The following is a 17,288-nucleotide window of genomic DNA, read 5'->3' as shown; positions in this document are numbered from 1 at the left end:
TCCGATTCCGGACAATCTTGCATTTTGAGGTCGTTAAACTCAAGCGCGCCTACAGCTCGGAAGAGAGAGGTTCGAGTGATGACAACGCCTTTGACCCGTCGCGACTTCGTACTCGGGACGGCTGCCATATCCGTCGGCGTGAACACGAATGCCGCCGCGGCCACATCGCTTGCACCGAGCGATGCGCGAGCTATCGCCAGGGAAGCGACCATCTACGGCGTGCCGATGCTGGAAAACTATCGCATCATGAGGTCGTACTTCGTCGATCGCGATGATCCCGAGTTCAAGGCGCCGTGGAATACAATCAACAACGTCGCGCGCGTCTTTACCCCGGACGACAAGGCGATCCAGACACCCAATTCCGACACCCCATACTCTCAGCTCGGCGCAGACCTGCGTGCCGAGCCGCTGGTGCTGACAGTGCCCGCCGTTGAGAAGAGGCGGTATTATTCACTGCAGTTCATAGATCTCTACACCTTCAACTTCGCCTATGTAGGAAGCCGCGCCACGGGCAATGATCCCGGAAGTTTCCTGCTGGCCGGCCCACGATGGCAAGGCGAGAGGCCGAAAGGCATCAAGGCGGTCATCCGTTCCGAGACCGAGCTCAACCTGGTGCTCTACCGGACACAGCTGTTCGACTCATCCGATCTCGACGGCGTCAAACGAGTTCAGGCTGGCTACAAGGTCCAGACGCTATCCAGCTTTCTGGGTCAGCCGGCTCCGCCCCCAATGTCCGCAACCCATTTTCCAGCACCACTCGTGCAAGACGAGCAAAAGAGCTCGCCCGAGTTCTTCGTTCTGTTGAACTTCCTGCTGCAGTTCTGTCCGACGCATCCGTCCGAAAAATCTCTCATGGTTCGCTTTGCGAAACTGAACATCGGGGCCGGGAACAACTTCGATCCAGGCAGCCTTTCGCCCGAAATGCGCAAGGCCGTGACGGACGGAATGGCAGACGCCTGGAAGGCGTTTGCCGAGTTCAAGGCGAAGGAGGTTGATACCGGCAAGCGCACCGCGGCGGACGGGTTCGGTACGCGGGCCATGCTGAAGAACGACTACATGGCCCGGATGGCATCCGCCGTGCTCGGCATCTACGGCAATACCAGGGACGAGGCGATGTACCCGGCCTATTTCCGGGATGCAGACGGCGGCATGCTCAACGGTGCAAACCGCTACGTGCTTCGCTTCAAGCCAGGACAATTGCCGCCAGCCAATGCCTTCTGGTCCCTCACGATGTACGAGCTGCCGTCGAGCCTGCTCTACGCCAACAAGATCAACCGCTATCTGATCAATTCGACGATGCTCGATAGCCTCAAGCGCGATCCCGATGGCGCTTACACACTCCACATTCAGAATGAAGCGCCCGGAGCGGATCGCGAGTCGAACTGGCTGCCCTGCCCCAAGGGACCGTTCTGGACGACGCTTCGCATATACTGGCCCAAGGCAGAGGCTTTGAACGGCCAATGGAAGCAGCCGCCGTTGCAGCGCGTCGTCTGAGCGTAAGGGAGATTGGCATGAAGATCGGCCGTGTTTCTGTTCTTGCAGTAATGATCACGTCAGTGCAGTTCGGCATGGCGCAAAGCGGATTCCCCGCAGAACATAAGCCCGCTCTGGTCACGCCCGAGAACTTTGCCCGCGCGGAATCGGATCTGTATTTCGGCGGCGTCGTGAAGAGCGGTGGTTTTGGAAAATTCGACCATACCCGTTCGCCCGCGCCGCTGGACAAGCAGACTATCATCCGTCTCAACCGAGACACCCTCTATTCGGCCGCCGTGTTCGACCTCGATGCCGGGCCCGTCACGATAACGCTGCCGAACGCTGGCAAGCGATTCATGTCGCTACAAGTGATCGACGAAGACCAGTACACCTTTGGTGTGTTCTACAAGCCCGGCTCCATCACGCTTACACGAAAGGACGTTGGCACACGGTACGCTTTGGCCGCCGTTCGAACGCTCGTCGATCCGGCCGATCCTCAGGACCTCAAGGAGGTGCACGCGCTGCAGGACGCGATCAAGGTGTCGCAAAAGCAGGCCGGGAAGTTCGAGATTCCCGATTGGGATCAAGCAAGCCAGAAGAAGGTGCGTGATGCATTGCTGGCGCTGGGAACCACACTTCCCGATACGAGCCGAATGTATGGACGCAAGGGGGAGGTTGATCCCCTCCGCTTCGTGATCGGCGCTGCCCTTGGCTGGGGGGCAAATCCTCCAAAGGAGGCACTCTACCTCAACGTCGTCCCTGGCCGGAACGATGGCACAACGATCTACAAGCTGAATGTGAAGGATGTGCCGGTCGACGGGTTCTGGTCGATAAGCCTGTACAACGCGGAAGGCTATTTCGAGCCCAACCAGTACAACGCCTATTCACTCAACAACATCACGGCACGAAAGAACGAAGACAATTCGGTATCCGTGCAATTCGGCGGTTGCGACGGAAAGAGTCCCAATTGCCTGCCCATCATGAAGGGCTGGAACTATATGGTCCGGCTTTACAGGCCGCGGACGGAGATCTTGAACGGAAAGTGGAAGTTTCCGGAAGCCCAACCCGACAAGTAGATTTCGGCAACGACAACCATCCTTCGATGGAAGAAGGCTGGAAACGCAATCAAAGGCTCGCGAGCATCACCCTGTCGATGCTTGGCCTGGGTGCGGCTTTGCTGGCGCGACCGGAGCCCTTATTCGCAGATGAAAGCGGCGTCAGCTTCTGGGTTCCGGGCTTTTCGGCAATCTCGCCGCGACACCGAGTGTGCCCGGATGGTCGTGGGCGACAGTCTACTACCATACGGACGTCAGTTCGGGGGCAGGCGCCGCGTTTGAGGTCCGCCTCACAGGGGTCTGGCGGCCTGGAATTGCTCGCGTTGAGCTTTTCTTGATGTGCCCACCAACGGACCTTCCGATGTCTGCTTGCTACAGCAGACGGTTCGCAGTTGCGGATGCCAGGGGTTTCAGAATTAGGACAGTCATTCTGGCGAACCATGACAGCGGGCTCAAAGAGACCCACCTCCGGGCGGGGCCTGGGAAGGCTGATGGATTTCGAGCTTCAACCGACGACAATCCGTAAGTCTGCGGCCTCGTCAGACGTACAGCCCGACGCAGCCATCGCGTCCCTGGAGGGGAAATATAGGTTCGTTCGCGGCGGGGAATCAGGACAGCGATACAATGTCGCTGATGATTGAACCTTGGTTTCCGCATCGCAGACATAGCAGCAGCCGGAGACTCCAGGAGCCACCCAGCCGGTCTGGAGTTGGCGCATCATGTGAAGCGGTTCATATCAGGGCGCCCGGTGGTTCGATTACTCTGATTGCGGAAGTCGCGGCGCAAATCTCTTTGCTTGCTTGAGGAGATTGCAGTGACGAAGACAATTCTGACGACCGCCACCAGGGCGGTAATCGTGCTGCTGGTGGTCCCTCGCGGCGCACGCGCATGATCAGAGCCGCCCCGAGCTCAATGGCTGGTTCGAGAGCCCAGAAGGCGGCAGCTTGTACGATTGGACGCTCGGCAAGGCGCCGCGGATCGAGATCCGTTGTTTCATCCCCCGGGGCCATGATGTGACCGACATAGCGTTTTCAAACGAAGCCTGTCCTACGCCTGGTGATCGTTGTTGGCCGAAGCTGTTCTGGCGGAACGATACTGAAGCAGTTTTCTGATCGTCGATAAGCGCGCGCCTTGCACAAGAGAGGCTGCCATGGGCTTAGTTCTTCATCAGGAAGTTGATTGCCGCGTACGACATGATCGTTCGACAAGGGGGCATCGCAACCGCCGTCTTGTTTGCGCGATGCTCTGCGCGGTGTGCATGTTCCAACTCGCGAGTGAAGCTCGGGCACAATGCACCGCACGAGATGTCTTGCAGAACCATTTGACGCTCAAGAAAGCTCCTTCGGCTGGCATACCGCAGGTGCCGGTCAGATCCGCCACCGATGTCCCAACGTGGAAAACGATTGCGCTGGGGACTTTTGCAGACTCGCTCGCTCTCCGTAGCGCGCTGGACAAGAAAGGCTGCAGCGTCGGAGGGCTGGCTGCGGAAATTCTCGCTCGACCGGCCTTCGTCGTTGGTTCTACGAGAACAGACGTGGAGCTCGTCGCGGTATCGGCGGTCGAACTCGGCTTCCGAACCGACGTCGCAACTCTGGCTTCGATCTATGCGCGTGCTCAGCGATTCGGTTTTGAACTTGCGGCTGCGGAGGTCGGTCCACAATTGAGGCTTCAGTATCTGGACCAACCCATGGGTGAATTTCTCATCATCGGAATGGAACCAATCAAGACGTGGAGCGGCGAGCCAGTCATTCTAAATGTGGCAAATGGCGGGGCCGGACTTATCCTCATTGGTCAAGATGGCCGACCTGACGCAGAAATAGCCGCAGTCTCCCGCATTGTATTCGTACGGTCCAACAGAACCGTGCTTGACGAGCTTGCCAAGGCGGCAGCACTCCCGCCGCCCTGAACACGATGCGCCGGCAGCGCCGGATGCCTTTCGAGCCGACCGCAGTGTGCGACCGGTGGCATATTTCCGCACTTCGGCCGGCCCTCAGCGATCGAACTCCATGTCCGCTCGCAGTCGGCATTAAAGGCAAGATTTGTTTCGGTCTTCTAGGCTGACCCTGGCAGTTGGGGCCGATTCAGAAGCGTCAGTCACTGGTGCGCACACCGGCTGACGACCGCTCAGCCGTAGTACCGCTCGAGCAGGCTTCGTTCGACCTTGCAAATGTAGGTGTACTTTGGATTGACCACCTGCGTGCACCGGGCTTCCGCAATCTGACCGAGCAGCATGTATCCCTCCGCAGCTGGAATCTTCCAGTCGTCCTCCATCCAGTAGACCATCTCCTCGAAAGCCATGCGCATCGCGTCTTCGAGCGGGCGAGCGCATCCCAGCGTGCAGATGTGGGTCGCGGTCTCGATGCGCGGATGATTCAATCTCGCGGGGGCCTTGGCCAGCGAGACCTTGACGGTGAGATTGGCCGCGATCTCGATCGCTCCCATTCCGTTGCATTCGCCGTCACCCTGGATGGCGTGACAGTCGCCCAGGAAGAGATGCGCGCCGTCCTTGTTGACGCGGAAGAAGATGCTGTTGCCCGTGGTGATTTCCTGGACGTCCATGTTGCCGCCATGCGTCCCGTTGTCGACGGTGAGAACCGCTCCGTGCACAGGGGCGACACCGGCCACGCCGATCATCGGTTTGACCGGCAGGCGGAGATGCTCGTTCCAATGCACGTGGCCGTCCTTGACCTCGACGACGCGTGTCTGGATGCCGAATTCCTTGCGCCTGACCCAATCGGGAAACATGCCAATGCCCGGCCAGAGCGCCGTGAAGCCGAGTTTGTCGAGCTCCATGTTCATGACATCGAGACGCAGCATGTCGCCCGGCTTTGCGCCGCGCACCTCGATCGGTCCGGTGGCACCGTTGACGAACGGCATCGTCACGTCCGCCTCGGTCAATTGCTGTCCGAGATGACGGATGGTGCCGTCATTGGCATTGATGGCGCATTCCACCACGAAGGTTTCGCCGGGCTCGACGCTAGCGATGAACTTGTCGTCGCCGGACAGTGCGTATTTGATGTTACCGGCCTTGCTGATGCGCTTGGACATGGTCTCTCCATGGACATTTGCGGATGTGATGAGGTTGACGCGCGAAGCGGATGAGAGTCGCAGACGATCTTCACTATGCCTGTCGGCGCCAGGGCATCAGCAGCCGTTCGATCTTGCCGACCAGCCAGGTAAGAACCAGCGCAAGCACGATCGTCACGACCAGCGCGGCGAAGACCTTGGGAATGATGTAGAGCGATCCGGCTTTGAAGATGGCGTGTCCCAGCCCCTCCGACGACGACATAAACTCACCGACGATGGCGCCGATCAACGCGAAGCCGACCGTCAGCTTCAGCCCTGCGAAGATATCGGTGAGCGACGCCGGGATCACGAGCTTCCGGAAGATCTGGAATTTCGAGGCACCCAGGGTCTTCATGAGATTGATCTGGTCTCCATCGACGCCGACCGCTCCCTTGTAGGACGTTACCAGCGCGACGATCACCACCGACAGGGTCGACATTGCAACCTTCGAGACCAGTCCGGTGCCGAACCAGATGATCACGATGGGCGCGAGCGCGATGATGGGGATCGAGCCGAGTGCGATGACGAACGGTTCGACGACCCGGGACACGAAACGCGAATACCAGAGCGACAGGCCGAGCAGAGTGCCGACCAGGTTGCCCATGAAGAAGCCGAGCAGCGTCTCCATGCCGGTGACCGCCGCATCACGCCACAAGCTGCCGTCCTGTGCCATCTGCATCAGGAAACCCGCGATTGCCGACGGCGATCCGAACATGAAGGCGGCCGGGCTGCCCTTCGGCGTGGCGCGTTCCCACACGACAAGAAGAGCGGCCAGAACGAGAACTTGAGTCGCCAGCACGGCGATGCCGAAGCGCAAGCGCTTCCACTTTGCGCGTGCCACCGGCGACGGAACGCTTCCGGCAGACTTCGACGCGTCAACCATGCTGGTCTCGATATCCGTCGTCATTGGATCGCAACGTCGAGATCGGCCCAGATGCGCCGGACGTAGCGGCTAAAATCCGGGTTTTCGCGCAGCGAGATGACGTCGGCGCGATCGGAGCCGAGTTCGATCTCATAAGCCGCCTTCACCGCAGTCGGCCGCCGCGTCAGCACGATGACGCGATCCGCAATCGAAACCGCCTCCTCAATGTCATGGGTGATGAGCAACATCGAGCGCCCGCCTTTGCGGACCAGACTGACCATGTCACTCTCGATGAGCAGCTTGGTCTGAAAATCGAGTGCGGCGAACGGCTCGTCCAGGAGCAGCACGTCCGGGTCATTCACCAGCGTGCGCGCCAACGCGACCCGCTGCCGCATACCGCCCGACAACGTCGCGGGATAGTGGTCTGCGAACCCATGCAGTCCAAGCTGGTCGAGCATGGCCCGGCTGCGGCCTTCGGCCTCGGCAGCAGGAACACCCCGGATCTCCAGGCCGAGCATGGTGTTGGCGAGCGCCGTGCGCCACGGGAACAGGAGGTCCTTCTGAAGCATGTAGCCGACGTTCTGAGGCTGACCAACGACCTGCCGACCGTGCCAGCGGATGCGGCCGGCATCGGGCGCCAGCAGACCACAGAGCGTGTTGAGCAATGTGGTCTTGCCGCAACCGGAGGGACCGACAATGCTGACGATCTCACCCTTGCGCAGCGTGAGGCTGAGATCGGCAATCACCGGCACGACCTGCCCGTTGAGGTCGTAGCCTTTTGCGACGTGCTCGACGACGAGCGGGAGAGCAGTGCCGTTCACGGCCTCGCCCTCGCCAGGCCTTGCGTGTGTGGCAGCCTCAACGCTCATTTCAGGCTGGCAATCGCCTTTTCGGCAAACGAGTTGTCGATGATCTGATCGAACGGGACTGATCCCTTGGCGTTACCGAGGTAGATCTGCATGTCCATCAGGTTCTTCCACTGATCCTGCTTGGTGATGACCGACTGCGCGGGAATGAGATATTTCAACTCGGCGTCGATCGCCTTGTCGACGACGTCGCCGGGAAGATCGGGGAATTCCTTGCGCGCGACCTCCTTGGCGAAGGCGGGATCGGCGTAGGTCTTGCGCGAGGCCTCCTCGAAGGACGTGACCAGCGCCTGCACCATTGCAGGGTCCTTCTGGAGCGTCGAGGGCAGCACCATGATGCCGGTATTGCAGAACGGCCCGACATAGTTCGAGAAGTCGAACACGACCTTGGCGCCTTGAGCCTCCGCGGCGGCGACGCTCGGCTGATAGGCGACCGCCATGTCGGCCTGCCCGGCCAGCATCGCCGCGATCTCGGTGCCGGGATTGACCGGAACGATCGTAGCGTCGGTGCCCAGCTTCAGGCCGGCTTTCTCCAGCATCCGCTTGGTGACGCTGAAATTTGTGTTGGGCTCGGGCGAAGTGACGATCTTGAGACCCTTGAACTCCTTCGGGTCGGTGATCGGTTTGAGCGTCTTGGACACCCCGAAATAGTGCGCACGCTGCACGACCGTACCGACCACGACGCCGGGGCCGCCGTTCTCGCGGGAGATCTGCGCCATGGTCGCATCGCCAATCGCGAAATCCGCGGAGCCGCCGAGCACGGCCGCAAAGGTCTGGGTGTCGCCGCCGGCGGCGGTCACCTTCATGTCGAGACCGTTCTTCTTGAAGATGCCGGCGTGCATGCCGACGTAGAGGTTGATGTAGCCCAGATTGTGCACGGCCTCGCTGAAGCGAACGGTCTTGAGCTCGGCGGCGGAGGCAATGCGGGATCCAAGCAACGGCGCGGCGCCGATTCCAGCAGCGACAACGGACGAGGCGGCAAGGAAGGTGCGGCGGCTGAGCGCACGGCTGCTCGGCGGAGCGGGACGAACACGGTCGGTCATGGCGCTGACTTCTCCAGGGAAATGCTGGCGGGGTAGCCCAAAGACTAGGCGCCGACTGCTCCGCATCAAGCCGAAATAAGCGACGCAATTTGCTTGCGATTTGGCGCGGCCCCTCAATATGTCACGCCATTGACGCAGAGTGCCGGTGCATGGCCTGAAGACGCGGCTTTGCTGCCCGCCGCATCATCGCGCTGCCGAATTCAGCACCGCGCGCGAATGGTTTTCGTCATTTCTGACATTTTGACTGCATAAAAGATTTGCAGGCCGCGTAGCGTATAGCCACGCCGTCCGCGACGGCCGCACGCGACTACGGATTGACGCGCACCGAGGAGAAGCGGCCAGTCAAGGCTCCTCCGCATTTTTCGGCCGCGATGCGGCTCGCCCGGGTCGGCTCGCGCGGCGGCGCCGGGGACTGCAAAGGAACCTCGTCCTTCCTGACGCCGCCATCCGCCTTGCGCAGAAGTTCGAAGAGATTATTGACCAGCCCGCGCAAACGCAGATTCTCCGATTTCAGATCGTTCATCCGCTGGACGGCGGGAACATCGAGCGTGCCGAAGTTGCGACGCCACCGGTAGAAGGTACGTTCTGTGATGCCGGCGGCCTTGCAGATTTCTGCAATGGACACCCCGGAACTCGCCTCGGCGAGGAGATGAATGATCTCATTCTCGGTGAATCGGGATCGCCTCATCGTTCTCTCCATCGGCCCGTCATTTGCAGAGGCTCGAACGCCGGCCCCGCGCTGGGCCTGAGGTCAGTATAGCCGAAGGATTGCCGGCGCCTAGAATATCCGAGGACGATTTTGCCGATCGCAGCCGTGGCGATCCGGGGCGGATTGCTCTTGGAGCCAAAAATGCCGAACCGCTACGCCTGGAGTTGTCCAATGCAGCGCCGCCACGAGATACCCGCCACGCCCGAAAACATGGTGTGGGGCTATTTGGACTGCAACACGCCGCCTGTCCTCGAGGTCAGTTCCGGCGACAGCGTGACACTGCACAGCTTCCCGGCCGGAGGAAAGGAGACGCTGCCGGACGACCGGTCTTTGGTCCCCGAAGACTATCTGCTCGCCCTGGATACCATGCAGCCCGGGCCGGGGCCTCACTTCATTACCGGGCCTGTCTATGTGCGCGGTGCCAATGTCGGCGATGCGCTCCAGGTCGACATCCTCGACGTGAAGGTGCGCCAGGACTGGGGCTTCGTGTCAGTCCTTCCTCTGCTCGGAACGCTGCCGGACGAGTTCACGGATTATGAAACGATCCATCCCAGGATCGACCGCAAGCGCGAGGTCTGCATCATGCCGTGGGGCACTGAGATCCCGCTCGCTCCCTTTTTCGGCATCATCGCCACTGCCCCGCCACCGAGTTGGGGCCGCTGCGGCTCCCCCGTTCCGCGCGCGTTCGGCGGCAACATGGACAACAAGGAGCTGCGGGCCGGCACGACGCTGTATCTGCCGGTGTTCAACGAGGGCGCATTGTTCTTCGCCGGCGACGGCCACGGCGTGCAGGGCGACGGCGAAGTCTGCATCACCGCGCTCGAGACCGGCGTGACCGGGACATTCCGCCTGACCGTGCGCAAGGACATGGATATCAAATGGCCCTTTGCCGAGAGCGCGACGCATCTCATGTCGATCGGCCTCGACGAGGATCTCGACGATGCCGCCAAGCAAGCGGTCCGGGAAATGGTCAAGCATGTCTGCGCACGGACGAACCGAACGCGCAACGAGGCCTACATGTTGTGTTCGCTGGCCGGCAATCTGCGCGTCACGCAACTCGTCGACGGCAACAAGGGCATCCATATGCTGTTGCCGAAGGCGCTGCTATAGCGGCCCGCCCAGGCACCGAAATTCGATCCCAGGCACGGCTATCGCCGGCGTGGCCCCGCCATGCGTCGCCGGCGGCTTGACCTTTGCCGATTATGTAACATATAAAGTTACATGAAACGGGATTCCCGACTATCCGGCGTGCTCCACGTGCTGCTGCACATGGCACAGCAGCCCGGGCCGTTCACGTCCGAGACGCTGGCGAAAGCCATGACCACGAATCCCGTGGTGATCCGGCGCATCATGGCGGGCCTGCGTGATCTCGGTTACGTCCGCTCCGAGAAGGGGCATGGCGGCGGCTGGCGGCTTGCGTGCGACCTCACGAAGGTGACGCTGCGAGACGTCTACATGGCGCTCGGCAGTCCCTCGCTGCTGGCCATGGGCAACCGGACCGAGGCGCCGGGCTGCCTGGTCGAGCAGGCCGTCAATGCCGCGCTCGATCAGGCCTTTCGCGACGCCGAGGCACTGCTGCTGTCGCGGCTCGGCGAGGTCACGCTGGCGATGCTGGGCGAGGACCTGCGCAAGCGGCTCGGGTCTCGAAAGATCCACGATATCAGCGCGCATCGCGCGAACGGCTCTAAAGCATGATGCGATCAGATGTGATTGCGCCGCCGGCGGTGCACTCCCTCTCCCGCTTGCGGGAGGGGGCTGGGGAGAGGGTGTTTCCGCAATGGGACAGTCTCCAAGGGGAGAAAGCCCTCACCCGGCGCGTGGGACGATGCTTCGCATCGCCCAGACGCGCCGACCTCTCCCGCAAGCGGGAGAGGTGAACGAGCGCCGCGGCAATCGATTCATCCTAAAGCCATTCCGCTCCATTCACTGGGACGACATCATGACCGACATTCAAGCCGCATTCTCCGATCCGCAGTTCGTGGCGAGATACACCGAGGGGCCGCGGCGCTTCGTACCCGGCTACGACGCCATGCAGTCGATGGCGGCGATTCTCCTGGCCGAACGCGTCCCCGGCGATGCGCGGGTGCTCGTCCTCGGCGCCGGCGGCGGCCTCGAGCTCAAGGCCTTTGCGCAAGCGCACCCCGCCTGGAGCTTCGACGGCGTCGACCCGTCCGCGGCGATGCTGGCGCTCGCCGGCCAGACTCTGGGCGAACTCGCACCACGCGCACGCTTTCATCACGGCTATGTCGACGATGCCCCGGAGGGGCCGTTCGACGGCGCCACCTGCCTGTTGACCCTGCACTTCGTCGACGTCGAAGAGCGGCGCCGCATCGCCTCGGAGGTGCGCCGCCGGCTCAAGCCGCGCGCACCTTTCGTGGTCGTGCACCTGAGCGCGCCCCATGGCGAGGAGGAACGCCCGCTGTGGCTGTCGCGCTATTCCGCATTCCTGGCCGCATCCGGCGTCGAGCCGGACCGGGCGGCGGCCGCGCGCGATGCCGTCACCAACCATCTGCAGATCCTCGCGCCCGCGCAGGACGAGGCGATTCTGCGCGAGGCCGGCTTCTCCGACCCCACCCTGTTCTACGCCGGCTTCGCCTTCCGCGGCTGGGTGGCCTACGCCTGAGGCGTCACGGCTCGGTCACCGATCTACCGGCACGCCGGGGCCGAGATGATACCGACTTGAAAAGAACACCAACGGCGTGGAGTCACGATGGTCGCAGCCCGAGACTTCAGCGATGATCAGGGTGTGGTCGCTGACCTCGACGTGCCGTGTGACCTCGCAGGCGAACCAGGCCATGCAGCCGGACAGGCGCGGCAGGCCGTCGACGATCTCGTAATGCGGCGCCGCGCCGGTGTTCGGCTGGCTCGCAAAATGCCGCGACAGATCCCGGCCGTGATCCGGCAGGACGTTGACGCAGTAACGTCCCGTCGCCGAGATCGCCCGAAGCATGCGGCCGGGCATGACGGAGACCAGCACGGTTGGTGGCGAAAGGCTGACGGTGACGAAACTGTTCGCGGTCATGCCACAGACACAACCGTGCTCGTCCAACGCGGTCAGCACGGCGACGCCGGTCGCAAAGCGCGACGCGGCCTCGCGGAACGAGGCGGGATTGACGCGGGGCATCTCAGTCTCCGCTCGCATCGATTTCAAGCAATCGCCCTGACGGGCTCAGGCGGCGCCGACATGCGCTCGATCCAGGCCTGGATGCGCTGCGGCGTGGAGATGCGGTCCCACTGCCGGTCCGGATAGTTGAAATTCTCCGTGAACTCGTTCGCCAGTGCCGGATTCTGGCTCATCGCGCCGATCAGCATGCCCAGCGCTTCCGTCGGCGGCTGCAGCATCACATTGGTCCAGCGCGAGGCCGCCAGCACGCGGTCCTGCCGCTTCAGATCGATCTTCTCGCAGAGGCGCGAATCGAGCGCGTCCGCGTTGACGATCTCCTCACCGAGCACGAAGGCCGCATAGGAGGCGACATTGGCGCCCTGGCCCATCATGGGATCGACGATGGCATGGACGTCGCCGAGCGCGATCGCGCATTTGCCGTCGTCGAGTTCGACCACCGTGTTGCGCACGGTCGGGACCACGCCGCCTTGCAGCAGATCCTGCGGCTGCGCGAGATCGAAGCGGGCGGTATCGATGCGGTCGTAGGTGGTCGGGTGATGCTTCTCCAGCTTGCCCAGCAATACCTTCAGGAAGTGCTTCGGGTTGTCGTCGTAGCTGAGCGTCGCCAGCTCCTCCATGTCGCCGCCCGGGACATTCTCCATCAGCAGCGCGTTGGCAATCCCGCCGAAGGTAATGGTCGGGATCACGATCATCTCGCCATGCCCGGGCGAGACCGAAAGCGTGACGTTCATGGGATCGGGCTGCCGCACGCCGTTGTAGAGCCCGACGCACAGCCGCCGCTGCGGCTGCGAATAGGGCGTGTGCTCGGGGCGGTAGGTGAAGAGCTGACCGAGCGGCCCCTTGCCGGTGGAGACGACCAGCAGATCGAAGCGCGCGACCAGCGGACGGATGTCGCGCTCCTCGATGCGGCGATATTCGATCCTGCCGCCGCGCGTCGTGAAGTCCTGCATCAGGGCAGGAAGATAGATCCGGTAATCGACGGCGCGGCTCGGCTTGGAGAAGTCGCCGCGAAAGCTCAGCGGCTGCGGGAAATTGAAGACGTGGTCGTGGTAGTAATAGTGATCCTTCGGATCGGTCCAGTGATTGACGCCGAGATAGTCCTCGCGGGCGATCGTGACGTGGTGATGCGCGACGGTATTGAGCAGCCGGATGTTGCGGTAGTCCTCGGGCGGCCGATCGGTGATGACCGTGGCGTCCACGCCATGCTTTTGCAGGTAGAGCGCGAGATGCAGGCCGGCGATGCCGGCGCCGACAATTCCGATATGGCGTGCCACGTGACTCCCTCCCGATTGCTTGTTTTGAGGCAGCCTAGCGGCCCGACATGTTGCGCACTACGGAATATATGGGATATCATTTATTCCGGATCGGAATGAAATATGGACCGGATCGATTGCCTGCGTGCTTTCGTTCGCACCCTCGAAGGCGGCAGCTTCTCGGCGGCGGCCAAGGAGCTCGGCATTGGCCAGCCCGCGATCAGCAAGCGCATCGCGATGCTGGAGAGCGAGTTCGGCTCGCAGCTGTTCTCGCGCACGACGCGCACGCTCAAGCCGACGGCCGAGGCGCACCGGATCTACGATCTCGCGCGCCAGATCCTCGACAATTTCGACATGGCGCGGTCGCGCGTCGAGCACGCCGCGCCCCGCCCGACCGGCACGCTGCGGATCGGCGTGCCGTCATCGTTCGGACGGCGCTACATGATGCCCGTCATCGCCGAATATGTGCGTCACTATCCTGAGGTTCGGGTCGACATCCGCTTCAGCGAGCGGTTCGTCAATCTGGTGGAGGAAGGCATCGAAATTGCCCTGAGGATCGGAAACCTGGAGGCGAGCACGCTGGTCGCCCGCCGGCTCGGCACCGTGCAGCGCTACCTGGTTGCGACGCCCACCTATCTGCACGGCCGCCCGATGCCGCGGACGCCCGACGATCTCGGCGCGCACCAGTGCATCGTCTATTCCAGGATGTCGCCGGCGCATCAATGGGCGTTCGAATCCGAGCATGGACGTCACGTCGCGTCCATCAACGGACCCATTCATGTCGACGATGCCGACGCGATGCAGGAGGCGACGATGCATCATCTCGGCATCGCGGTCCTGCCCGACTGGAATGCCGCGGACGGTCTTCGCAGCGGCGAGCTCGAGCATGTGCTGCCGGACTACACGATCGCCGCGCTGCCGCTGCATGCGGTCTATCCGGAGACGCAGTGGATGTCGCCACGCGCGCGAGCCTTCCTGAATCTCCTCGTGGAGCGCGCCGAACATTTCGCAATGTCCTGGCCGCAGAGCACCGGCATCCGTGCAGATGGTTGACGCCGTCCCGCGCATCATTAAATGACGCCCATGAAAAAGATCGGATTTCTCTCCTTCGGGCACTGGACGCCCTCGCCGCAATCGCAGACCCGCTCTGCCGGCGACACGCTGCTGCAATCGATCGAGCTTGCCGTTGCGGCCGAGCAGTTAGGGGCAGACGGCGCCTATTTCCGCGTTCACCACTTCGCGCGGCAGCTGGCCTCGCCCTTCCCGCTGCTTGCGGCCGTCGGCGCCAGGACCAGCAGGATCGAGATCGGCACGGCCGTGATCGACATGCGCTATGAGAACCCGCTCTACATGGTGGAGGACGCAGGCAGCGCCGATCTCATCGCCGGCGGCCGGCTGCAGCTCGGCATCAGCCGCGGCTCGCCGGAGCAGGTGATCGACGGCTGGCGCTATTTCGGCTATCAGCCGGCCGAGGGCCAGAGCGATGCCGACATGGGCCGGCGCCATGCGGAGGTCTTCCTCGACCTGCTCCGCGGCGAGGGTTTTGCCCAGCCCAATCCGCAGCCGATGTTTCCAAATCCGCCGGGCCTATTGCGCCTGGAGCCGCATGCGCAAGGCCTGCGCGAACGCATCTGGTGGGGCGCCGGCTCGAACGCGACCGCGGTGTGGGCGGCGAAGCTCGGCATGAACCTGCAGAGCTCGACGCTGAAGAACGACGAGACCGGCGAAGCTTTCCATGTGCAGCAGGCCGCTCAGATCCGCGCCTATCGCGCGGCATGGAAAGAGGCGGGGCACACCCGAGAGCCGCGCGTGTCCGTCAGCCGCAGTATCTTCGCACTGATGAACGATCGCGACCGCGCCTATTTCGGCGGAGAGCGCGGCGGCGAAGACCAGATCGGCTTCATCGACCCGCAGACCCGGGCCATTTTCGGCCGGAGTTATGCGGCGGAGCCCGACGTGCTGATCGAGCAACTCCGCCAGGACGAGGCCATCGCCGAAGCCGATACCTTGCTGCTGACGATCCCGAACCAGCTTGGCGTCGCCTATTGCACGCATGCGATCGAGGCGATCCTGGAGCATGTGGCTCCGGCGTTGGGGTGGCGGTGACATGGACCGGCGCGGCACGACCAGAAGTCGCGATTGACTTCGTGCACCACCCCCGCCAAGGATCCCCCGGGGACTGTTGGACTGAATCAGGGGGTTGGAATGGGCTTGCGTCCGGGGATCTTCGTTGCGGCTTTCTTGCTTGCGGGGTGTGCGTCAGGGCCGATGGGCAGCGCGGCTCTGACAGATAACGTCAAAGCAAATACCGCACGGCTGGTGGTCTATCGCTCATCCGCCCTGGGTTTCGCAGTCCAGCCAAGCTATGCGGTCGATGGACGCGTCATTGGAGGCAGCCAGGCTGCGGGGTTCGTCGCCTGCGAGCTGCCTCCGGGCCGCCACGAGGTTGCAGTCAACAATCTTCCGCTGAGCAGCAACCTGTTCGGGCAAGGAAGTGAGAAGGTGAGCCTCGATCTGCGTGCCGGCAGCACCACCTACCTCTCCGCCCAACCGCAGATGGGAATCGTCACCCCCGGTGCAATCACGTTGATCCAGGTCACCGAGAGCCAGGGCCGTGCCGACGTCGCCGGCTTGCATCAGAGCAACAGCTCATGTGGCAAGGCTTGATCTGAGGCGCTTCGCTGCCGAAACGCGGATGAAACGTCTTATCCTGCAAATCATCTTGCGCCTTGGCCGCTATGCGATCCTTCCCGTCGTCGCGCTGGCTTGCACGATTCTCGCCATCTGGCTGATGATCATGGACCGGTACACGATTGCGGCGCTGGCCACGGCACCGATTGTGTTCACAATCTTCATGGCCGCGATGGCACTCGCAATTGGGCTGCTGTTCCTGCCTTCGCGCAAGCATCGCAGCTTCGAAGCCGACGAGGAGACCGCCCCGGGGCTCTGGGCGGTATGGAAGGAGCTCGATCGCGGCTTTGTCGGATCGAACCGCACTCTGCTGGTCAACACCGATTTCAACGCTTCGATCTCGGAAGAAAGCCGGTATGCCGGAGTGTTCGGGCAGCATGTCACGATGACCGTTGGTCTGCCATTGTTGATGATCCTGGATCAGCGGGCGGTTCGTGCCGTTGTCGCTCATGAAGTGGCGCACGCCCGGCTTCGGCACACCTCGGGAGGCACCAACCTTGCGGATTTCATGGCGGCCGCGGAGAACGTTTTCTTCTACGCCGATCCGGAGCACACCGTTACCGGATATATTGTCCGCATCCTCCTCCATTCCCTGCTCGAAAGGCTCGAAAAGGAATACCGCGCGTTGTCACGGGAGAACGAGCTTGCCGCCGATTTCGAAGCGGCCGAGCAAGTTGGACGCGAGGAGATGGCACGCGCGCTCGTGATGATGGAGGTTTGTGGAGCACGTCTGACCGATCTCGTGTTCGCCCCGCTGCAGAAGGAGGTGCTCGGCGCAATCAAGGCGCCATTACCGCCGTTCGCGCGAATCTTAGATCAGATCGCAGCCATAAGAGCGCCCGGACCCATGACCGCCGCCGTTGCCAGTCTGAGCCGCGAGCACGATCCCGATTCGACACATCCGCCTTTTGGCCAGCGGCTGGCGAGCCTCGGATACACCGACATACCTGACATCGGCGAGATACAAGCGTCCGCAGTTGACCAGCTTCTCTCACCGGACGCTGCCAACGAACTCACCTTCCGATTCGATGAGGAATGGCGGAAGAAGGTCCAGGAGTGGGTCAGCGTCGGCAGATGAATGTGCGGGCTGTGGATGAGCGGCCCGTCATGCATGTCCAGTTGCTTCATTGCCCGATGGCGCCTGAT

17 protein-coding genes are annotated in these 17,288 nt (G+C 62.4%); 10 read left to right on the top strand and 7 right to left on the bottom strand.

The features are described 5' to 3' along the window. Window positions 1–78: 78 nt before the first annotated feature. The 3 genes from AC1RQP_RS33225 to AC1RQP_RS33215 all read left to right on the top strand — a co-directional run bounded on the left by AC1RQP_RS33225 (window position 79) and on the right by AC1RQP_RS33215 (window position 4,434). On the top strand, window positions 79–1,494 hold the full coding sequence (locus tag AC1RQP_RS33225) for a DUF1254 domain-containing protein (RefSeq protein ID WP_492941495.1): 1,416 nt from the start codon (window positions 79–81) through the stop codon (window positions 1,492–1,494). 74 nt (window positions 1,495–1,568) lie between these two features. Next, the gene (locus AC1RQP_RS33220; RefSeq protein WP_492941493.1) at window positions 1,569–2,549 is read left to right on the top strand and encodes a DUF1254 domain-containing protein; all 981 of its coding nucleotides are present in this window, start codon (window positions 1,569–1,571) and stop codon (window positions 2,547–2,549) included. Between the two features lie 1,288 nt (window positions 2,550–3,837). Then, a complete protein-coding gene (locus tag AC1RQP_RS33215; protein ID WP_492941259.1) occupies window positions 3,838–4,434 on the top strand; it encodes a hypothetical protein in 597 nt (198 codons plus the stop codon). Between the two features lie 218 nt (window positions 4,435–4,652). Here AC1RQP_RS33215 and AC1RQP_RS33210 read toward each other — a convergent pair whose 3' ends face one another. The 5 genes from AC1RQP_RS33210 to AC1RQP_RS33190 all read right to left on the bottom strand — a co-directional run bounded on the left by AC1RQP_RS33210 (window position 4,653) and on the right by AC1RQP_RS33190 (window position 9,065). Beyond that, complete coding sequence (locus tag AC1RQP_RS33210) at window positions 4,653–5,576, bottom strand: acetamidase/formamidase family protein (protein WP_492941257.1); 924 nt, start codon at window positions 5,574–5,576, stop codon at window positions 4,653–4,655. Window positions 5,577–5,649: 73 nt separating this feature from the next. Next, on the bottom strand, window positions 5,650–6,477 hold the full coding sequence (locus AC1RQP_RS33205) for an ABC transporter permease (RefSeq protein WP_492941255.1): 828 nt from the start codon (window positions 6,475–6,477) through the stop codon (window positions 5,650–5,652). 20 nt (window positions 6,478–6,497) lie between these two features. Next, on the bottom strand, window positions 6,498–7,325 hold the full coding sequence (locus tag AC1RQP_RS33200; RefSeq protein ID WP_492941253.1) for an ABC transporter ATP-binding protein: 828 nt from the start codon (window positions 7,323–7,325) through the stop codon (window positions 6,498–6,500). Beyond that, window positions 7,322–8,365, bottom strand: a complete 1,044-nt coding sequence (locus tag AC1RQP_RS33195; RefSeq protein WP_131871764.1) for an ABC transporter substrate-binding protein — start codon at window positions 8,363–8,365, stop codon at window positions 7,322–7,324. The genes AC1RQP_RS33200 and AC1RQP_RS33195 overlap by 4 nt, the downstream gene beginning before the upstream one ends. Window positions 8,366–8,672: 307 nt before the next feature. Then, window positions 8,673–9,065, bottom strand: a complete 393-nt coding sequence (locus tag AC1RQP_RS33190; RefSeq protein WP_239627781.1) for a transposase — start codon at window positions 9,063–9,065, stop codon at window positions 8,673–8,675. Window positions 9,066–9,245: 180 nt separating this feature from the next. On the opposite strand from AC1RQP_RS33190, the gene AC1RQP_RS33185 reads away from it, so the two are divergent. From AC1RQP_RS33185 to AC1RQP_RS33175, 3 genes are all read left to right on the top strand, one after another. Next, entirely contained in the window at window positions 9,246–10,184 is a 939-nt protein-coding gene (locus AC1RQP_RS33185; protein WP_492941251.1) for an acetamidase/formamidase family protein, read from the top strand. Window positions 10,185–10,295: 111 nt separating this feature from the next. Further along, window positions 10,296–10,769: an Rrf2 family transcriptional regulator gene (locus tag AC1RQP_RS33180; protein WP_492941249.1), complete on the top strand. Its 474-nt coding sequence runs from the start codon at window positions 10,296–10,298 to the stop codon at window positions 10,767–10,769. 244 nt (window positions 10,770–11,013) lie between these two features. Beyond that, the gene (locus tag AC1RQP_RS33175; protein ID WP_492941247.1) at window positions 11,014–11,697 is read left to right on the top strand and encodes a class I SAM-dependent methyltransferase; all 684 of its coding nucleotides are present in this window, start codon (window positions 11,014–11,016) and stop codon (window positions 11,695–11,697) included. 15 nt (window positions 11,698–11,712) lie between these two features. Here AC1RQP_RS33175 and styB read toward each other — a convergent pair whose 3' ends face one another. Both styB and styA read right to left on the bottom strand, forming a co-directional pair. Then, window positions 11,713–12,198: a styrene monooxygenase NADH-dependent flavin reductase subunit StyB gene (styB, locus tag AC1RQP_RS33170; protein ID WP_492941245.1), complete on the bottom strand. Its 486-nt coding sequence runs from the start codon at window positions 12,196–12,198 to the stop codon at window positions 11,713–11,715. Window positions 12,199–12,221: 23 nt separating this feature from the next. Then, window positions 12,222–13,472 carry a styrene monooxygenase subunit StyA gene (gene styA / locus AC1RQP_RS33165; RefSeq protein WP_492941243.1) on the bottom strand — a complete coding sequence of 417 codons (1,251 nt, stop codon included), beginning with the start codon at window positions 13,470–13,472 and terminating at the stop codon, window positions 12,222–12,224. Between the two features lie 102 nt (window positions 13,473–13,574). Here styA and AC1RQP_RS33160 point away from each other — a divergent pair, with 102 nt between their 5' ends. From AC1RQP_RS33160 to AC1RQP_RS33145, 4 genes are all read left to right on the top strand, one after another. Beyond that, window positions 13,575–14,504: a LysR family transcriptional regulator gene (locus tag AC1RQP_RS33160; protein ID WP_492941241.1), complete on the top strand. Its 930-nt coding sequence runs from the start codon at window positions 13,575–13,577 to the stop codon at window positions 14,502–14,504. Window positions 14,505–14,534: 30 nt separating this feature from the next. After that, window positions 14,535–15,557 (top strand): LLM class flavin-dependent oxidoreductase, encoded by a 1,023-nt coding sequence (locus AC1RQP_RS33155; RefSeq protein ID WP_492941491.1) that lies wholly within the window; start codon window positions 14,535–14,537, stop codon window positions 15,555–15,557. A gap of 99 nt (window positions 15,558–15,656) precedes the next feature. After that, window positions 15,657–16,118, top strand: a complete 462-nt coding sequence (locus AC1RQP_RS33150) for a DUF2846 domain-containing protein (RefSeq protein WP_492941239.1) — start codon at window positions 15,657–15,659, stop codon at window positions 16,116–16,118. Between the two features lie 28 nt (window positions 16,119–16,146). Next, a complete protein-coding gene (locus AC1RQP_RS33145; protein WP_239627791.1) occupies window positions 16,147–17,220 on the top strand; it encodes a M48 family metallopeptidase in 1,074 nt (357 codons plus the stop codon). The last annotated feature ends 68 nt before the right edge of the window (window positions 17,221–17,288 follow it).

The sequence above is a fragment of the Bradyrhizobium sp. GW821-FHT13H06 genome (assembly GCF_058803975.1).
This window is presented reverse-complemented; position numbering and strand designations above follow the sequence as displayed.